This is a genomic window from Acidovorax sp. Root217, from assembly GCF_001428645.1.
Classification (GTDB): domain Bacteria; phylum Pseudomonadota; class Gammaproteobacteria; order Burkholderiales; family Burkholderiaceae_C; genus Acidovorax.
In genome coordinates, this window is the sequence record NZ_LMIH01000015.1 from 86,786 (window position 1) to 102,491 (window position 15,706).

Sequence of the window (15,706 nt, forward strand, 5' to 3'; positions counted from 1 at the left end):
GACCGCAAGCCAGGGCGGCTCACGGTCCGGGAGCCTTCAGCCGTCAGGCAGGCAACGCCATCATTTGCACGCCTCGGGCCCCTTGGCGGCGTCCACGCCCTTGCACAGGTCGCTCTTCTTGATCCAGCCCGCCTTGACCACGAGGTCCAGGTTTTTCGCCGTGATCGGCACGGGCTTGAGGAACTGCGCCTGCAAGGACACCTTCTTCTCACCCCCGTTCCAGGCCTGCGCGCCGGCAATCTTCTGGCCCTTGGCCAAGGAGACAGCGGCCGATGCGGCATCGCGGCCCAGGTCGCGTGCATCCTTCCAGACCGACACCGTCTGCGAGCCCTGGGCCACGCGGTTGAGCGCGGCGTGGTCGCCGTCCTGGCCCGACACCGGAATGCCCTTGATGCCCTTGGCCGTCAGCGCCGCCACCACGCCACCGGCGGTGCCGTCGTTGGAGGCCACCACGGCGTCGATCTTGCCGCCGGTCTTGGTGATGATCTGCTCCATGTTCTTTTGCGCCACCTCGGGCTTCCAGCCTTCGGTGTATTCCTCGCCAACGATCTTGATGTCGCCCTTGGTGATGGCCGCCTCGATCACTTCCTGCTGCCCGGCGCGCAGAAAGTTGGCGTTCGGGTCGGTGGGCGAGCCCTTGACCATCACGTAATTGCCCTTGGGCCTGGCTTCGAACACCGCGCGCGCCTGCATGCGGCCCACCTCGACGTTGTCGAAGGTGATGTAGAACACCCCGGCCGCCTCGATCAGGCGGTCATACGCCACCACCGGGATCTTCTGCTGCGCGGCCTTGTTGACGGCCGGCAGGATCGCGTCCTTGTCCATCGCCAGCACGATCAGCACCTTGGCGCCTTTGGCGATCAGCGAATCCACGTCGGAGAGCTGCTTTTCCGGCGATCCGCCCGCATCCGCGCTGATGTAGCTTGCACCCAGCTTGGCCAGTTGGTCTTTGATGGCCTTCTCGTCGGTCTTCCAACGCTCTTCCTGGAAGTTGGACCAGCTCACGCCCACGACCTGGGCGAAAGCGCCGACGCTGGCCAAGCCAAGCGCCAGGGCCGTCAACGTTGTCTTCAGTTTCATCTTTGTCTCCGTGATTGGCCTCGTGCGGGCCTTGGTTGCTGAATCTGGCGTTCATGCTTGTCGTGCCGCCGGCCCTCCCGCAGGACCTGTGCGCCCAGCTTGCCCAGGCAGCCTCTTCAGGGCATGAAGTCATTTAGTGCGGACGACGAACAAATTATGGAAGCCCCAGTTTGTGCAATACATCGGGACAAACCCGACATAGTTTGATCAACGAACTTATAACGGGTTGACGGGTGGCCCAGGGCAAGGCCTGTTCAGGGTTGCCCTGCCCAGGCGCAGCAAGTTCGTCCAGGGGGATCAAAGATCGGTGGTCGCACTCGTCGAGAACGTGGGGCTGGCAATTCGACCCGTTCAGGGGACCACGGGTGCTGGGTAACCGGTGCGGCCCAGGGCCGCCTTTCGGCCCGCTTCTTCATCGAAGGCAACCGGGACGGCCGATTGGCCGGGATGGCACCCGGCGAAACGCCGGTCCGGCATCCCGAACCGGTCGCGCAAGCTCCTCGCGCCGCAGGAGACCCGCGCCACGGCACAGAGCCGCAACTGGATTGGGGCAGTTCAGGCCGCCTGCGGCAGGTAGCTCGGCCGGGGCGCCGTCAGCCCAATCTTGACGTGCTGGGTGAGCTCATCGGCCAACACCTCGTCCAGGCCCGACTCCAGGCCGTTCAGCGCGCGCTTGACGATCTGCTCGGGGCTGGTCTTGGGCACGTCGAAGCCGCGCGTGAGGTCGGTATCGACATAGGCCATGTGCAGGCCCAGTACCTGCGTCTTCTGCCCCGCCAGCTCGTGGCGCAGGGCATTGGTCAGCGACCAGGCCGCCGATTTGCTGGCCGAGTAGGCGGCCAGCTCGCCGCCATTCACCCAGGAAGCGACCGACAGCACATTGAGCAAGGCGCCGCCGCCGTTGGCCGACAGGATGGGCGCGAAGGCCTGGCTCACGCGCAGCACGCCAAAGAAGTTGGTCTCGAAGATGCGCCGCGCGAGCTCTTCGCTGTCGGGCGCCAGAAAGCCGCCGGGCTGGGCGATGCCGGCATTGTTGATGACCAGGGTGACGTCCTGCGCCTGCGCTGCGGCTGCCGCCACCTCGCCCGGGTGGTTGACGTCCAGCCGCAGGGCCTGCACGCCCGCCTGGGGGGTGATGCTGGCAGGATCGCGCGCACCGGCATACACCTTGCGCGCACCGCGGGCAAGCAGCTCACGGGCAAAGGCCAGGCCGATGCCGCGATTGGCACCGGTGATGAGGACGACGGCATTTTCGATTTTCATGGGAACTCCAGGGATGGATGCGAAAGGGCTCATTCGGAATTGCATTCAATCGGCTAGCTAGGCGGTAGCCGCAGACAGTGCTGCGGCACGGCAAGGCGAACCAACGACGCTAGACGGTTGAAGGCAAGTCCGTATCACTTGAGCTGGATGACGACCTTGCCTTTGGCGCGGCCCGATTCGACATACGCCAGCGCCTCGTTGGTAGCGTCGAACGGGAACACCTTGTCGATCACCGGGCGGATGGTTCCGGTGTCGATGAGGCGGGTGATCTCCCGCAGTTGCCCGCCCTCGGCCCGCATGAACAGGAAGGAATAGCCGACGCCCAGGCCTTTCGCCCGCCGCCGCACGCCGGCGCTGATCAGGCGCAGCAGCAGCCGCACGATGCCGGGCGCCTTGCTGCCCTTGGCGAATGCCGGGTCCGGCGGGCCGGAGATGGAAATGAGCTTGCCGCCCGGCTTGAGCACGCGCAGGGATTTTTCAAGGGCCTTGCCGTCCTGGCTGTGCAGAACGAGGTCATAGCCGCGCAGCAAGGCTTCAAAGTCCTGCGTGCGGTAGTCGATGGCGAGGTCGGCGCCCAGGCTTTTCATGGCCTGTGCACTGGCTGCGCCGGCGGTGGTCGCAACGCTGGCGCCCAGGTGTTTGGCCAACTGGATGGCGAAGGTGCCCACACCCCCGGAGCCCGCCTGGATGAAGACCTTCTGCCCGCGCTGGAGCCCACCCCGCTCCACCAGGGCCTGCCATGCCGTGAGCCCCACCAGGGGGATGGAAGCGGCCTCCACCATGGACAGGCCTGCGGGCTTGGGTGCCAGTGAAGATTCCTTGACCGGCACGAATTCGGCGAAGGTGCCGATGCGGAAATCATCGGCCCGGGCATAGACCTCGTCGCCGACCTTGAACTGGCGCACCTGCGGGCCGACCTCCACCACCACCCCAGCCACGTCGTGGCCCAGCACCAGCGGCAGGCGGTAGGGCAGGATGGGTTTGAACTCCCCATTGCGGATCTTGGCGTCCAGCAGGTTCACCCCCGCCGCATGCACCTCCACCAGCACCTCGTCATCGCGCAATTGCGGCCGGGGCACGTCAGCCAGGCGCAATGCGCGCTGTTTGCCGTAGCGCTCAAGAAGGAAGGCTTTCATGGTGTGTCCTTGCGGGTTGGCGTATTTCGAATGATGATCATCATATTAAATGGCAAAAAAAGGCGCACGGCCTGCACGTGCGGTTCAGGGCGCGGAAGGCGCCAGGTGCTTGAGCGCAGCTTCGCGCAGCCCGTCCGACAGCGCGGGCTCGTCCACCGCACGCGCCAGCAGCAAGGCCCCCACCATCGTGGCCACGGTGGCCAATGCGCGCTCGTGGGCGGCGGGCTGCCCCCAGTCCGGTGACTGGCGGGCGATCAGATCGACCACTTCCTTGATGTGCCGGGTGGCGACCCGCCGCACCTCGGGCGCCTGGCGCACGGTTTCGGAACCCAGCGCGGCCAGGGGACAGCCGAGCTCCACCTGTTCCACATGCCCCCGGGAGAGGTAGCTGGCGAGCATGGACGCCAGGGCCGCGCCTGGCGGCACGCTGGCCACCACATTGGCGGCAGCGGCTGCGGACTCCGCGCATGCCTTCGCCGCAGCTTCGGCCAGCATGGCCTCGCGGGAATCGAAGTGCGCATAGAAGGCGCCATGCGTGAGGCCCGCCTCCTTCATGATGTCCGCGACCCCCGTGCCGTCGTAGCCACTGCGGCGAATGGCGCGCGCCGCCACGGACACGATGCGCTCGTGCGTGGCCTCCTTGGCAGCGCTTCTGGCAGTGGTCTTGCTATTTCGCATGATACGTATCATACAATTTTAGCGCGCAGCGTGCACGGCGGCCCGCCCCCACATGCGGACCAAGAGGCGCCTGTTCGCCATGAGTACCTGCTGACGCCCTGGGACCTGCACCTGTCATCATGGCCATCGTGCACGGGGGCGACGTGCACATGGCAGGCAAGGCCGGCCGCCCTGGCCGCCAGTACGGCCGGCGCGAACAAGGCCATTGCCTTTGGCTACGGCGGCAACACCTACATTCTGGTGAACGACGCCACGGCGGTGCTGGGCAGCCAGGATGGCCTGGTCCGGTTGAATGGGGTGCTGGTGGTGGGGGATGGGGATTGATCGGTGGTGTAGAGAGCACTGCAACATGCGGACTGCATCCGTGCAGTACATCACGCTCACCCGGGCTAGCGATCACCCAGATGGCGCTTCTGGGCATAGCATGGCCGCAGTTGAAACATTTGCAACAGGTGCCGGCATGAACACCCCTTGGCCTCCCAACATCGAACTTCATGGTTCTGTCTACATGGTGAGGCCCGTCACTTTGCGGCAGCGCGCGCCGGTGCCCCACAGCATCTTCATCTTCGACGAAGAAGGCTCCCCGGTCCTCACCGTGAGGGGGCCCTGGGCCAGCTACCCGGAGGCACTCGAAGTCGCCGACGGCCAACTGCGGCGGCATGTGTCCCCGCCCCCTGTGGACGTGTTCGGCGGACATTGATCGGGCACTGAAAAAAAGAGTGCAAACTCGCCGCATGTCCAGCAGCAGTGCCAGGGGGTGGCGATGGGTTACAGGGTTTCTTGGATCAGCGTGGCAGCGAAGGCCGGCGCGGACGTTCTTGCCGAGCTGGGTTTGACCGACAGTGCACAGCCTGTGCAGCCGGGTACCGTGCCCCTGGCGGGCGCACATTTGGCCAACGGCACGTACGTCATCGTGTTCAGCGAGTTCTTTCATCCGATGATCGATCCGCTGTTGATGAAAGTCCTGTCGCTGAACTGCATCGTCGTCGGGTGCGCCGAGGACGAGAGCACCAACGCCTCGATGGCGTTTCTCTGCCGCGATGGGGCGCGGGTGTGGACGGTCTCCCATGTCCTGTCGGAGGGCGGCGACCACCTCGGCATCGAAGGCGTTGCGCCCAGGGCGCTGGCGCCCTTGCTGCAGGCAGCGCTCCAATCGCGTGCAGAGCACGGCCACGATGCCGTCTTCGGCGTCCCTGCAGCGCTTGCTGAAGAGGTGTGCGGTTTTCGGCACGGTGGGCGGCAAAACGGGCCTGCACCCGTGTTCACACGGCTCGACCGGAAATTCGCGGACATCGATGCCACACTGGGCGAACTCGTGCGCGCTGCGTCGGCTGTGCTGCAGGCCGCAGGCTACGTGCAAGAGGACGCCAGCCGCCCCGGTCTTTTCACCAAGACCACCGAGCATGAACGGATCCAGGTGTACCTGCGCCACTCGACGACGCCGGAAATAGGAGTCATGTACTTCGACGTGCGCGCCGAAGTGTGCAACCGGTATGTGGACGGATTGATGCACCAGGCGGTGCCGCAGCTGCACGCCACGCAGACGGCGGTGCTGCGCTGGTCAGGCGCATTGGATGGGGACAGTGCACTGACAACCCCCGCCGAAGTGGCCGCATGCCGATCACAACTCCAGAGCGCGTTCTCGCCATGGCTGGCCCGGCTGCACGACCTGGTGGCGCTGGAGGCGCTGGTCAACGGCCACCCACCCTCTGGCAGCGCGATGGGAGAGGCCACGCAATGCCATTTCGATGGCGACACCGGCTACTCCCGGCTGATCCTGGCGTACCTTGCCTCCAACCCGCGCTTCGAGGACATGGTGGTGCAAACCGAGCGCGCCCTGTCGCGAGGCAAGCCTGACCCGAAAAGTGACCTGAACAAAGTCTGCAACCACTTGCGAGCGCACGCCAAGCCAGTTTCACGGGCGACCGTGCGCTGAGTCAGTCCCTGGCCGTCTCATCACACATGCCGCTTGGCCGGCGCCGGCCCTGGCGGCGCCACGGGCTCGGCATCGGCGCGCTCGTGCAGCGCGTCGATCACATGGCAGTGGCCGTCGGTGCCATCGCAGCGGCGGCGCAGGGCGATCAGGTCGCGCTCCAGGGTCTTCAATTCCTGCAGGCGGATGCGCACGTGCGTGAGGTGCTCGTCCAGCGTGTCGCAGGCCGTGTGGTCGGCCCCGGCGGCCGATCGGTCCAGCGCCAGCAGGGTGCGTACCTCGTCCAGCGACATGTCCATCGCCCGGCACAGGCGGATGAAGCGCAACTGGTGGATGTCGGCATCGGTGTAGAGGCGGTAGCTGCTTTCGCTGCGCGGGCCGGCGGCGAGCAGCGCTTCCTTTTCGTAGTAACGGATGTTGGCGGTGGAGACGCCCGAGCGCTGGGCGGCCTCGCCGATGCGTAACCTGGCTGTGTCTGCTGGCATGCGCTTGACCTTCAAGTGACTTCAAGGATTCCAATCATGGCATGGCGGATCGCAATCCGCCCCCGCAAAGGAAAAAGCCATGACAGAAACCAGCCGATCCACCATATCCCAGGGCCCGCCCGAGCCCGGTAGCCCAGCGCCCGTGGCCCTGCCCATGCCCAAGGCGGGCACTGCGCGCCGCGCGCCGCAGATCAATGTCTCGTGCTGCGCACCCGGCAGCAGTTGCTCTGGCGATGCGGCACCGGCCAAGGCCCCTGCCGCGCCGCACAGCCACGAAGGCCACGACCACAAGGCGCATGCCGACCAGGAAGGGCATGGCGGCGGGCATGAAGGCCACGACCACGGCGCCCTGCCCGGCTGGGGCCGCATTGGCGCGGCGCTGGTGGCGGCCACCGGGGCCGAGCTGGCCCACCTGCTCGGCCCCGATACGCCCATCTGGCACGGCGCGGGCATGGCGCTGGCGGCAGCGGCCATCCTGCTGGCGGGCCTGGGGGTGTACAAGAGCGGCATGCGCTCGCTGCTGCGTGGGCAGTTGGGCATCAGTGCGCTGATGGCGGTGGCCGTCACGGGCGCCTTTGCCATCGGCCAGTGGCCCGAAGCGGCCATGGTGATGGCCCTGTATGCCCTGGCCGAGCGCATCGAGGAAGGGGCCGCGGGCCGCGCGCGCAACGCCATCGGCTCGCTGCTGGCGCTGAGCCCGGAGCAGGCCGATGTGCAGCAGCCCGATGGCCAGTGGCGCAGCGTACACGCGGCCGAGGTGGCGCTGGGTGCCACGGTGCGTGTGCGCCCCGGCGGCCGGGTGCCGCTGGACGGCACGGTGACCAGCGGGCGCGGCGCGGTGGACGAATCCAGCGTCACCGGCGAAAGCCTGGCCGTGGACAAGGCCCCCGGCGACCGCCTGTACGCCGGCACGCTGAACGCCCAGGCCGAGCTGCTGATGCAGGTGACCTCGGCCGCCGGCAACACCACGCTGGACCGCATCATCCGCTCGGTGGAAGAAGCCCAGGCCAGCCGAGCGCCCACCCAGCGCTTCGTGGACCGCTTTGCCGCCATCTACACCCCCGCCGTCTTCGTGCTGGCCGTGGTGGTGGCCGTGGGCGCGCCACTGCTGCTGGGCTGGGGCTGGCTCGATGCCATCTACCGCGCTCTGGTGCTGCTGGTCATTGCCTGCCCCTGCGCGCTGGTGATCTCCACGCCGGTCACCGTGGTCAGCGGGCTGGCGGCTGCCGCGCGGCGCGGCATCCTGGTCAAGGGCGGGGCCTGGCTGGAGCAGGCGCGCGGCATCCGCGCCGTGGCCTTCGACAAGACCGGCACCATCACCGCCGGCCGCCCGGTGCTGGTGGGGCAGGCGCAGTTTGGCGACGATGCCGCCACCGACGTGGCGCGCGCGCTGGCGGGCCGCTCGGACCACCCGGTATCGAAGGCCATCGTGGCCGGCCTGGGTGAAACCGAGGCATCGCTGCCCGAGGTGGAAGACTTCACGGCCCTGGCCGGGCGCGGTGTGCAGGGCCGCATTGGCGGTAGCACCTGGCACCTGGGCAACCGCCGCTCCATGCAGGAGCGCAATTTGTGGACCGATGCGGTCGAGGCCGCCGCCGCCGCGCACGAGGCGCAGGGCCGCAGCGTGACCCTGCTGGCCGACACCGGTGCCGTGCGCGCCCTGTTCGCCGTGGCCGACACGCTGCGCCCCCAGGCCGTGCAGGCCGTGGCCGACCTCAAGGCCCTGGGCATCGTGCCGGTGATGCTTACCGGCGACCACGCCGCTGCCGCCCAGGCCGCTGCGCAGGAGGCCGGCATTGCCGAGGTGCAGGCCAGCCTGCTGCCCGAGCACAAGCTGGCCGCCATCGCCGCGCTGCAGCAAAAGCACGGCATGACGGCCATGGCCGGCGACGGCATCAACGACGCCCCGGCCCTGGCCAAGGCCGACATCGGCTTTGCCATGGGCGCTGCGGGCACCGACGTGGCCATGGAGACGGCCGATGTGGTGATCATGAACGACGACCTGCGCCGCGTGGCCGAGACGGTGCGCCTGTCGCGCCGCACGCACACCGTGCTGGTGCAGAACATCACGCTCGCGCTGGGCATCAAGGCGGTGTTCTTCGGCCTGGCGCTCACGGGCCAGGCCACCATGTGGATGGCGGTGTTTGCCGACATGGGCGCCAGCCTGCTGGTGGTGGCCAACGGCCTGCGCATGCTGCGGCCCGAGCTGGGCAGCAAGGCCGCGATTGCACAGGGCAACCAGGCATGAGCAGCGACGCAATCGCCACCACCTCCTCCTCCACCTCCGATGTCGCCGTGGCCGCAGCCATGGGCATCGCCGAGATGGGGCCACCCGCCAGCACCCTGCCGCGACCACCCGGCAGCGTGCGCATCCGCCTGACAACCACCCTGCCCGCCACTGCCGATTGGGTGGCCACACAGCTGCAGACCACGGCCCTGTTTCGCTACATCACCGCCCCGCTGCTGCAATTTGCCACCGTGCAGGGCCCCTGGCCCACGCACTGGCCCCTGGGCGACACCGAGCTGCGCTTCGCACTCTTTGGCCTCGTGCCCATGGGCCGGCAGACTGCACGCATCAGCCTGCACCCCTGCGACGGCATACCCGGCGCCTGGCCCCTGCTGCGCGACAACGGTACCGGCCAGCTCATGCGCGTGTGGGACCACCGCATCACGGTGCACAGCTTGCCGGGGACCCCTGGGCGCACCTGCTACACCGACGAGGTCTTCGTGCGGGCACGCTACCTGCCGTGGGTGATGACGCCAATCAGCGCCGCCTTTGCCTGGGTGTTCTATCGCCATCGGCAGCGCAGGTGGCTGAAACTGGCGCTGCGCCAGCCCAGCGCGCAAGGCCCCGGTGCATGCGCATGAGCGACCACCCACCCCAGGCGCCCGCGCTGCAGCGCCAGGCGTTCGACCATCTCCTGGCCCGCTTCGACGCCAGCGCAGGCGAGCCGCCGGCCACGCGCTGGCCCTGGCTGGAGGCGGCCCACGTGCTGGGCCAGACGCGGCTGGGCCTGCACTGGCGCTCGCACACCGCGATGCTGCGCTACGCTCTGCAGTTGCACGACGGGAATGAGGTGCTCGGCCAGCTGCTGCGCTTGGCGCTGGTGCCGCTGGGGCACCTGCTGCAGCGCCTGCCCCTGGGCAACATCGGGCGAGCGCATGTGTCGGCGCTCAGTCCGATGGCGACCTCTGCGGACACCGCCGATCGAATCAATGCAGCCTTGCGGGCCATGCGATCACCCGATCTTTAGCCCAATTTTCTTGAACCCTGGCGTCTTGATGCCTGAAAGCGGACTTCGGGCGGCCTCGGGAATGAGCCTCTTATGCAATGAGGTTGCCGACAGTGATGGTGCCGACAGTTCCTGTCAACTGGACGAAGAAGTCGGTGTCATCGAACTGGCTGGTGTCCGAGCCCGTGTTCTGGACCAGGTAGGTGCCTGCGGCCGAGCCGCCCGAGATCGTGATGAAGAAAGCCTGATCGGAGCTGTTGAGAAGCGCAGTCAGATCGGCTTCGATAGCGGTCAGGTAAGCGCCGGTGTTGAGATTGACAAACGTCCTTGACGAGAGGGTTGCGGCATTCACGCCGGTCTTGAAATAGTCAGTCCCGGTGGCATTGAAGTTGCCCACGACGTCGACCTGCGTCCGGTTCGACATGTTGGCGCCTGTGGCTATCAACGTCTCCGACCCGGAGCCTGAAGATTGCAGATTGATCACATCGACCGCAGCTCCACCCGTGACCGTTGTGGCGGCAGAGCTGGAGCCCAGGAGGTTCAAGGTCTGCCCGCCAGTCCCGAGGGTGATCGTGTTGTCACCGGTGCTCTTGGTGTAGTTGAGGGTGACACCCGCACCGTTGAGGTTGATGACACTCGCCGTACCGATGCTGCCTGCGATGTTGATGATCTCGATACTGGCGACCTTGGTGCTCAGGTCGATGTTCTGGGTGGTGGTGGCGCCGATGTTCAGGGTGTCGGTGCCGTTGCCGCCATCAACCGTCGTCAGGAAGTTGATGATCTGGTTGGTCGTGAAATTCAGGGTATCGGCACCGGACCCACCAATCACGCTCACGGCGACATTGGCCGACGTGAAGTTGTTGGTGCCGTTGGCAAGGTTGTACTTTTCAATCGTGCTGAAAGCGTTGAAGGTGCCGGCGGTGGTCAGGTTCAGGGTTTCGGTGCCTGCCGCATTGACGGTGCCGGTGAACTGCGACATCTGTGCGATCGTGGCGGTGATGTTGGCATTGTTGGTCACCGTCAGGTTCTCGAAGCCGGTGATGGCGGCATTGCTCAGGTCCGGCACGGAGGAAAAGAACGCCAGGCTGTCGGTGCCCGTGCCCGCAGTGTAGGTGCCCAGGATGGTGACGCCGTTCAGGGCCAGCGAGTTGTTGCCATTGCCCAGTGCTGCCGTGCTGGAGACGGTGGCATTGATGGTGACGTTGTCGTTGCCGGAGCCGCCGGTGTAGTTGACGCCCGCCGTTGCGGAGTTCATGTTGACCGTGTTGGTGCCCGTGGCGCTGCCCTTGACGGTGGCCGTGCCGGTCAGGGCGCTGGCCGTCCAGGTGAAGCCGCCCAGGGTGATGCCACTGGCATCCACCGTGGTCAGCGAGGTGCTGCTGGACGACAGGGTCAAACCGGCGTTGCCGCTGACGTTGAAGGTTTTGACCGAGTTGCCCAGCCAGGTCATGTTGTTGTTGAAAACACCAGTGGGTGTGGCCTGGGTGTCTTTGACACTGATATTCACGGTCTCGACACCGCTGGCCGTGATCCCCGTGGTGGCGAACGCTACGCCGGAGGTGCTGCCGTCGGTGAGCGTGAGGTTGATGACGTCATTAACCCCGCCGACAAACGCCGCATTGGAAATGGTGAACGCGGTGCCGGCGCCCGTCAGCGTGATCTTGCCGTTGCTTGGCAGATTGCTCAGTGTGAGACCGTTCGCGCCGGAGAAAGTCACATCGCTGTAGTTGCCCAGGGTCTGCAGGTCGATGGTCTGGCTGGTCGCGCTGGTGAGGACCAGCTTCTCGAAACCCGTGACCCTGCTGGCAAAGGCGCCGCTGCCGGAGGCGGTTGCGGCATAGGCTGCCGCCAGGACGATGGTGTCGGTGCCGGAGCCGCCCTTGACCGTGATGGGGAACAGGGCCGTGTTCGGCATGAAGGTGTCATCGCCCGTCCCGCCATTGATGGTGGTGAAGCCCGCTGAGGTGTTGTAGGTGATGGTGTTGGTGCCATCGGCCAGGTTCAGCACCTTGATTCCACTGATGGTGCCGCCGGTGCTGCCGTTGTTGATGGTGACCGTGCCGGCGGTGGTCAGGGTCAGGACATCGTTGTCCGAGGCATCGCCGGTGATGGTCGTCCCGTTGAGGGCTGGAATGGTGGACTTGAACACGTCCGTGGCCCCGACCAGCCCGCTGAATGTACCGCCCGCGGTGGTCGTGATGGTGCGATCGAGGATGGGTTCGAGAATCCCCGCCAGTTCTGCCGTGGACTTCAGCCGCAGGTACTCGTACGGCGTACCGACGGACCAGTTGGCGTCGTACGTGAAGCCCATGCGCTCGGCCAGCTGCCGGTAGGTGTACTCCGCCTGCTCGGGCCGGGCCCCGCGCGCGCTGTACAGCTGCAGGTTGCGCAACAGGTAGTCCTTGTCCTGGTACTGGCGCACAAGCGCCCTCTCCGCAGCCTCCAGGGGGTTGCTGCTCTGCATGATGACCGTCCAGTCCCGCGTATCCAGGTTGCTCCCTACATTGCCATACAGCGTCAGGATGGCGCGCGTGATCAGTTGCGGCCCGGCTGGACCTGTCATGGAAGATCCAAGAAGTTCAGCAATGGAAGGAGTGGTCATGACTTATAAAAATGGGAAGCTGGTAAAACGCAACTTCCCGACAGCCTCGTTGGCCGACGGCTGTCTGGCAAGGGTGCGCATGCAATGACACATTCAGAAAATTGTTCTTCGGGTAAAAATGTCGTTGCGAAAGCAAAAAATTGCAGCAGTCAAATATCTTACGGCAGTACGTACCAAGCACCAATTTCTGTTTTGCACGCGAACACTGACACTGGTGCCCAGTCCTTCCAAATGCCCTTTGCCCCCCGCACCGGCTTCGCCGACACCTGGATGGGTTGCATTCTTACAGCGGCGCATGGCCGCAAGGTTCATCCTTGCTTCACCGCACGTTTCGCGGTGCCAACCAACGACAGAAAGCGAACCATGAACAAAGACCAAGTTGCAGGCCACGCCACCGATCTGAAGGGCCAGGTCAAAGAAGCCGCAGGCAAGCTCGTGGGCAGCGAAAAGCTGCAGGGCGAAGGCTTGGCCGACCAGGCCGTGGGCAAGACCCAAGCCAAGGTGGGTGACGCCAAGGAAGCAGTGAAGAAGGCCATCGACAAGGCTTGAATGTGCGCTGCACAGAACAAGCGGCTACGGCCGCTTTTTTTGCGCCTGGGCTACTGATCCGCGGGGCCTCAGCTTGCCGGGCCTTGGGCAGCTTCAGAGGCTGCTGCAGTGGGCAATGGCGCCTGGTGCTTCTCTCGCAGCACTGCATTGACTTCGGCTCCAAAGATCAGCGTGGTGGCGCTGATGTACAGGAACACCAGGGTCGCCACCACGCCCGCGAAGCTGCCATAGACCAGGGCGAGCTTGCCGGCGCTGCGCAGCGAGTACGACAGCGTGGCGGCGGCCAGCGCCCAAAGCACGGCGCCCACCAGGGCGCCCGGCAGCACTGTGCCGATGCGTTGGGGAATGTCGGGCAACCAGCCGTACAGCAGCGCGTAGAGCATCGTGAGGGTGATGCAGGCCGCACCATAGCGCACGCTGTCGTACAGCCAGACCACCTCGTTCGCCCCCTCCACACTGGATACCACGAACTGCCAGATGCGCGGCATGATGATGACGGAGCTGAAGGTCACCAGCACGCCAAAGCCCACGATCACCGTGAACAGCGTGACCTTGATGCGCGCCTTCCAGAACGGCAGGCCGCGCGTGATGCCGTATGAGCGGTTTAGCGCCGAGCGAACGGCCTGCATGCCGGACGAGCCCGTCCACAGCGTCACGATCAGGCCCACGGTCAGCAGCGCCTGGTTGCGCTGGGCCAGCACCTGCTGGATCACCGGCTGCATGGCCTCACGCACCACCTGCGGTGCGTAGCCCATCACCCGCTCGGCCAGCGCCGCCGCGTCTCCCGGCTGGCCGAAATAGCCGGCAGCGGCGGACAGCAGGATCAACAGCGGGAACATGGCCAGCACCGACGAGAACGCGAGGCTGCCGGCCTGGTTGGCACTCTGGTGCAGCACATAGTTGCGCACCGCCAGGATCACAACCCCCAACACCGGCATGCGGATGAACGCCTCGCCCAGACGCCGCAAATCCTGCATGGCCGTCGTCACCAAGAAGCAGCCTGGCGCATCATGGGCGAAGCTGCCCCTCGATGGAGTCGTCCAGCGTCTTGCCGATGGCAGCGCCGATCACCATCTTGGTGGCGGCCACCAAGCCCCCGTGCTTGTTGTCCCAGTAGTAGCCGGATACGGGCACGACCTGGATCACCGTGATGCGTGGGTCGTCCTTGCCCTCGGTGAACCAGGTCTTCATGACCGGGTTCCACAGTTCGCCTATCAAGGCCTTGTCGCGGTGGATGGTGGCGGTGCCTTCCAGCACCAGAAAACCCGAGTGCTTGGCTCCCTGCAGAAAGATGCGCACCTGCGGGTCGGCCTCGATCTCGCGGTTCTTGTGGCTGTCGGACGCGCTGAGGAACCACAGGTGGCCGGCCTCGTCCGCCTTCTCGATGCTCATGGGCCGCGTGCCCTGCGTTTCTCCATCGGGTGCATTGGTGCAGAAGAAGCAGGAGCCAGCGTCCTGCGCCATGTCCTGGATGCGACTGGCAGCATCGCCGCCTGCGAGGTGCTTGTGCGTCTCTTCTGCCTGGTTGTTGTTGATCGAGTCCACGGGTCTCTCCGGTTGATGGATGGCACCATAGATTGGACCTGCGGCCCGCGCGAGCCCCTGTAGGAGGCGACCAACGCCATGCGCCATCCATTGCCACGCGCGTGGCGTCAACAGGTGCTTGTGTAGGAGGACAGCGCGTCCGCCCGGCCCCTCGCTCCGGTGTGTGTCCAATCTGGTTAGAGTGAAACGAACCGCACGCCGCGTGCCCAAGGTGAGCGGCGCACCGTTTGAACGAAAGGCAAAAAAATGAAGATGCTTCACATCGCAACCGTCTGCGTTCTCCTCGCCGGATGCCAGACACCCCCCCCGGTACAGCGCAGCGCCGCAGACGACCCCAGCGCCATTTGCTTTGCCGGGATGGACAAGCACAGCGCGCTGGAAGCGCTCAGGCCCCGGATTGGAAGCGCTGCCAATGCACAAACAGCGACGCCGGACCTGCTGACCAGCACCGCCATCCCCACCGCCGACGAGAAGAAGGCCATCCAGTCCTGGGTGGGCCTGCGCCGGGAGTGCGTGAACGCCGGGGCAGAGTTCCGGCTGAAGAATGCCCCGCCTGCCTACGCCGACCTGGTGGAGGAAGAGAACGCGCGCTTCACCGTCCTGCTCTCGCAACTGTATGCGGGCCAGGCGGGCTATGGGCGCTTTCTCACCGAGCGCATCGCGCTCGACACCGAGATGAAGAGCCGGCTCAACAACGCGCGCGGAGAACACGAGCGCGCCAACGCGCCCATCCGCCAGGAAGAGGCAGCCCGCAGGCGGGCTGAGCTGACCAGCGCGCTGGCCGTGCTGCAACTGGCCCCTGCACCGCCAGGGAAAAACTGACCGATTGGGGCACAGGCAGGCCCCGATCGCGGGGGGCCTCTCAGGATTCCGCAGTGAAGCCGATGGCCTTGACGATAGGCCCCCAGCGCTCGCCGTCGGCCTTGAGCAGCGCGGCCAGCTCGGCGGGAGTGGACGAACGCGCCTCCAGCCCCATCGCAGCCAGGCCGGCCACCACATCCTTGTCGGCCAGCGCGGTGCGGATGGCGGCGTTGGCCTTTTGCACCACGTCGGCCGGCGCCTTGCCCGGCAGGAAAAAGCCGAACCATTCGTTGTAGGCCATGTCCTTGAAGCCCTGCTCGATCAGCGTGCTGACGCCTGGCATGAACTTGTTGCGCGTGGCGCCCGAGGTGGCCAGCACGCGGATCTTGCCGCCTGAGAGG

General features: G+C 66.0%; 17 protein-coding genes. 8 read left to right on the forward strand and 9 right to left on the reverse strand.

The window, feature by feature from the left end; all coding sequences use genetic code 11:
- Window positions 1–60: 60 nt before the first annotated feature.
- The 4 genes from xylF to ASE31_RS16735 form a co-directional block, all read right to left on the reverse strand.
- Window positions 61–1,080 (reverse strand): D-xylose ABC transporter substrate-binding protein, encoded by a 1,020-nt coding sequence (gene xylF, locus ASE31_RS16720; RefSeq protein WP_057202953.1) that lies wholly within the window; start codon window positions 1,078–1,080, stop codon window positions 61–63.
- Between the two features lie 555 nt (window positions 1,081–1,635).
- On the reverse strand, window positions 1,636–2,343 hold the full coding sequence (locus tag ASE31_RS16725; RefSeq protein WP_057202954.1) for an SDR family oxidoreductase: 708 nt from the start codon (window positions 2,341–2,343) through the stop codon (window positions 1,636–1,638).
- 134 nt (window positions 2,344–2,477) lie between these two features.
- Window positions 2,478–3,479 carry an NADP-dependent oxidoreductase gene (locus ASE31_RS16730; protein WP_057202955.1) on the reverse strand — a complete coding sequence of 334 codons (1,002 nt, stop codon included), beginning with the start codon at window positions 3,477–3,479 and terminating at the stop codon, window positions 2,478–2,480.
- Between the two features lie 84 nt (window positions 3,480–3,563).
- Window positions 3,564–4,169, reverse strand: a complete 606-nt coding sequence (locus ASE31_RS16735; protein WP_057202956.1) for a TetR/AcrR family transcriptional regulator — start codon at window positions 4,167–4,169, stop codon at window positions 3,564–3,566.
- A gap of 18 nt (window positions 4,170–4,187) precedes the next feature.
- Between ASE31_RS16735 and ASE31_RS33140 the strand changes: the two genes are divergently transcribed.
- The 3 genes from ASE31_RS33140 to ASE31_RS16750 all read left to right on the forward strand — a co-directional run bounded on the left by ASE31_RS33140 (window position 4,188) and on the right by ASE31_RS16750 (window position 6,093).
- On the forward strand, window positions 4,188–4,481 hold the full coding sequence (locus ASE31_RS33140) for a bluetail domain-containing putative surface protein (protein WP_057202957.1): 294 nt from the start codon (window positions 4,188–4,190) through the stop codon (window positions 4,479–4,481).
- A gap of 136 nt (window positions 4,482–4,617) precedes the next feature.
- Entirely contained in the window at window positions 4,618–4,857 is a 240-nt protein-coding gene (locus ASE31_RS16745; RefSeq protein ID WP_082604203.1) for a hypothetical protein, read from the forward strand.
- A 90-nt stretch (window positions 4,858–4,947) separates the two neighbouring features.
- Window positions 4,948–6,093, forward strand: a complete 1,146-nt coding sequence (locus tag ASE31_RS16750) for a hypothetical protein (RefSeq protein WP_157412532.1) — start codon at window positions 4,948–4,950, stop codon at window positions 6,091–6,093.
- Window positions 6,094–6,113: 20 nt separating this feature from the next.
- Here the strand turns inward: ASE31_RS16750 and ASE31_RS16755 are convergent, their stop codons facing one another.
- Complete coding sequence (locus tag ASE31_RS16755) at window positions 6,114–6,575, reverse strand: MerR family transcriptional regulator (protein ID WP_057202974.1); 462 nt, start codon at window positions 6,573–6,575, stop codon at window positions 6,114–6,116.
- Between the two features lie 79 nt (window positions 6,576–6,654).
- On the opposite strand from ASE31_RS16755, the gene ASE31_RS16760 reads away from it, so the two are divergent.
- Genes ASE31_RS16760 through ASE31_RS16770 form a run of 3 tightly spaced genes read left to right on the forward strand, consistent with a single transcriptional unit; the run spans window position 6,655 to window position 9,829 of the window.
- Window positions 6,655–8,823, forward strand: a complete 2,169-nt coding sequence (locus tag ASE31_RS16760) for a heavy metal translocating P-type ATPase (RefSeq protein ID WP_057202960.1) — start codon at window positions 6,655–6,657, stop codon at window positions 8,821–8,823.
- A complete protein-coding gene (locus ASE31_RS16765; protein ID WP_057202961.1) occupies window positions 8,820–9,443 on the forward strand; it encodes a hypothetical protein in 624 nt (207 codons plus the stop codon). The genes ASE31_RS16760 and ASE31_RS16765 overlap by 4 nt, the downstream gene beginning before the upstream one ends.
- Entirely contained in the window at window positions 9,440–9,829 is a 390-nt protein-coding gene (locus ASE31_RS16770) for a DUF3703 domain-containing protein (protein WP_082604208.1), read from the forward strand. Before ASE31_RS16765 ends, ASE31_RS16770 begins: the two co-directional genes overlap by 4 nt.
- Window positions 9,830–9,899: 70 nt before the next feature.
- On the opposite strand, the gene ASE31_RS16775 is transcribed toward ASE31_RS16770, so the two are convergent.
- Window positions 9,900–12,410, reverse strand: a complete 2,511-nt coding sequence (locus ASE31_RS16775; protein ID WP_157412533.1) for a hypothetical protein — start codon at window positions 12,408–12,410, stop codon at window positions 9,900–9,902.
- A gap of 363 nt (window positions 12,411–12,773) precedes the next feature.
- On the opposite strand from ASE31_RS16775, the gene ASE31_RS16780 reads away from it, so the two are divergent.
- Window positions 12,774–12,959, forward strand: a complete 186-nt coding sequence (locus ASE31_RS16780; RefSeq protein ID WP_057202964.1) for a CsbD family protein — start codon at window positions 12,774–12,776, stop codon at window positions 12,957–12,959.
- A gap of 68 nt (window positions 12,960–13,027) precedes the next feature.
- Here ASE31_RS16780 and ASE31_RS16785 read toward each other — a convergent pair whose 3' ends face one another.
- Both ASE31_RS16785 and ASE31_RS16790 read right to left on the reverse strand, forming a co-directional pair.
- Window positions 13,028–13,936: a YihY/virulence factor BrkB family protein gene (locus ASE31_RS16785; RefSeq protein WP_057202965.1), complete on the reverse strand. Its 909-nt coding sequence runs from the start codon at window positions 13,934–13,936 to the stop codon at window positions 13,028–13,030.
- A gap of 31 nt (window positions 13,937–13,967) precedes the next feature.
- Entirely contained in the window at window positions 13,968–14,504 is a 537-nt protein-coding gene (locus tag ASE31_RS16790) for a pyridoxamine 5'-phosphate oxidase family protein (protein WP_057202966.1), read from the reverse strand.
- Window positions 14,505–14,861: 357 nt separating this feature from the next.
- Here ASE31_RS16790 and ASE31_RS16795 point away from each other — a divergent pair, with 357 nt between their 5' ends.
- Entirely contained in the window at window positions 14,862–15,326 is a 465-nt protein-coding gene (locus ASE31_RS16795; RefSeq protein ID WP_057202967.1) for a hypothetical protein, read from the forward strand.
- Between the two features lie 40 nt (window positions 15,327–15,366).
- Here the strand turns inward: ASE31_RS16795 and ASE31_RS32675 are convergent.
- Window positions 15,367–15,706, reverse strand: a 340-nt coding sequence (locus tag ASE31_RS32675; protein ID WP_255357683.1) for a tripartite tricarboxylate transporter substrate-binding protein, incomplete at its 5' end; no start/stop codon positions are given.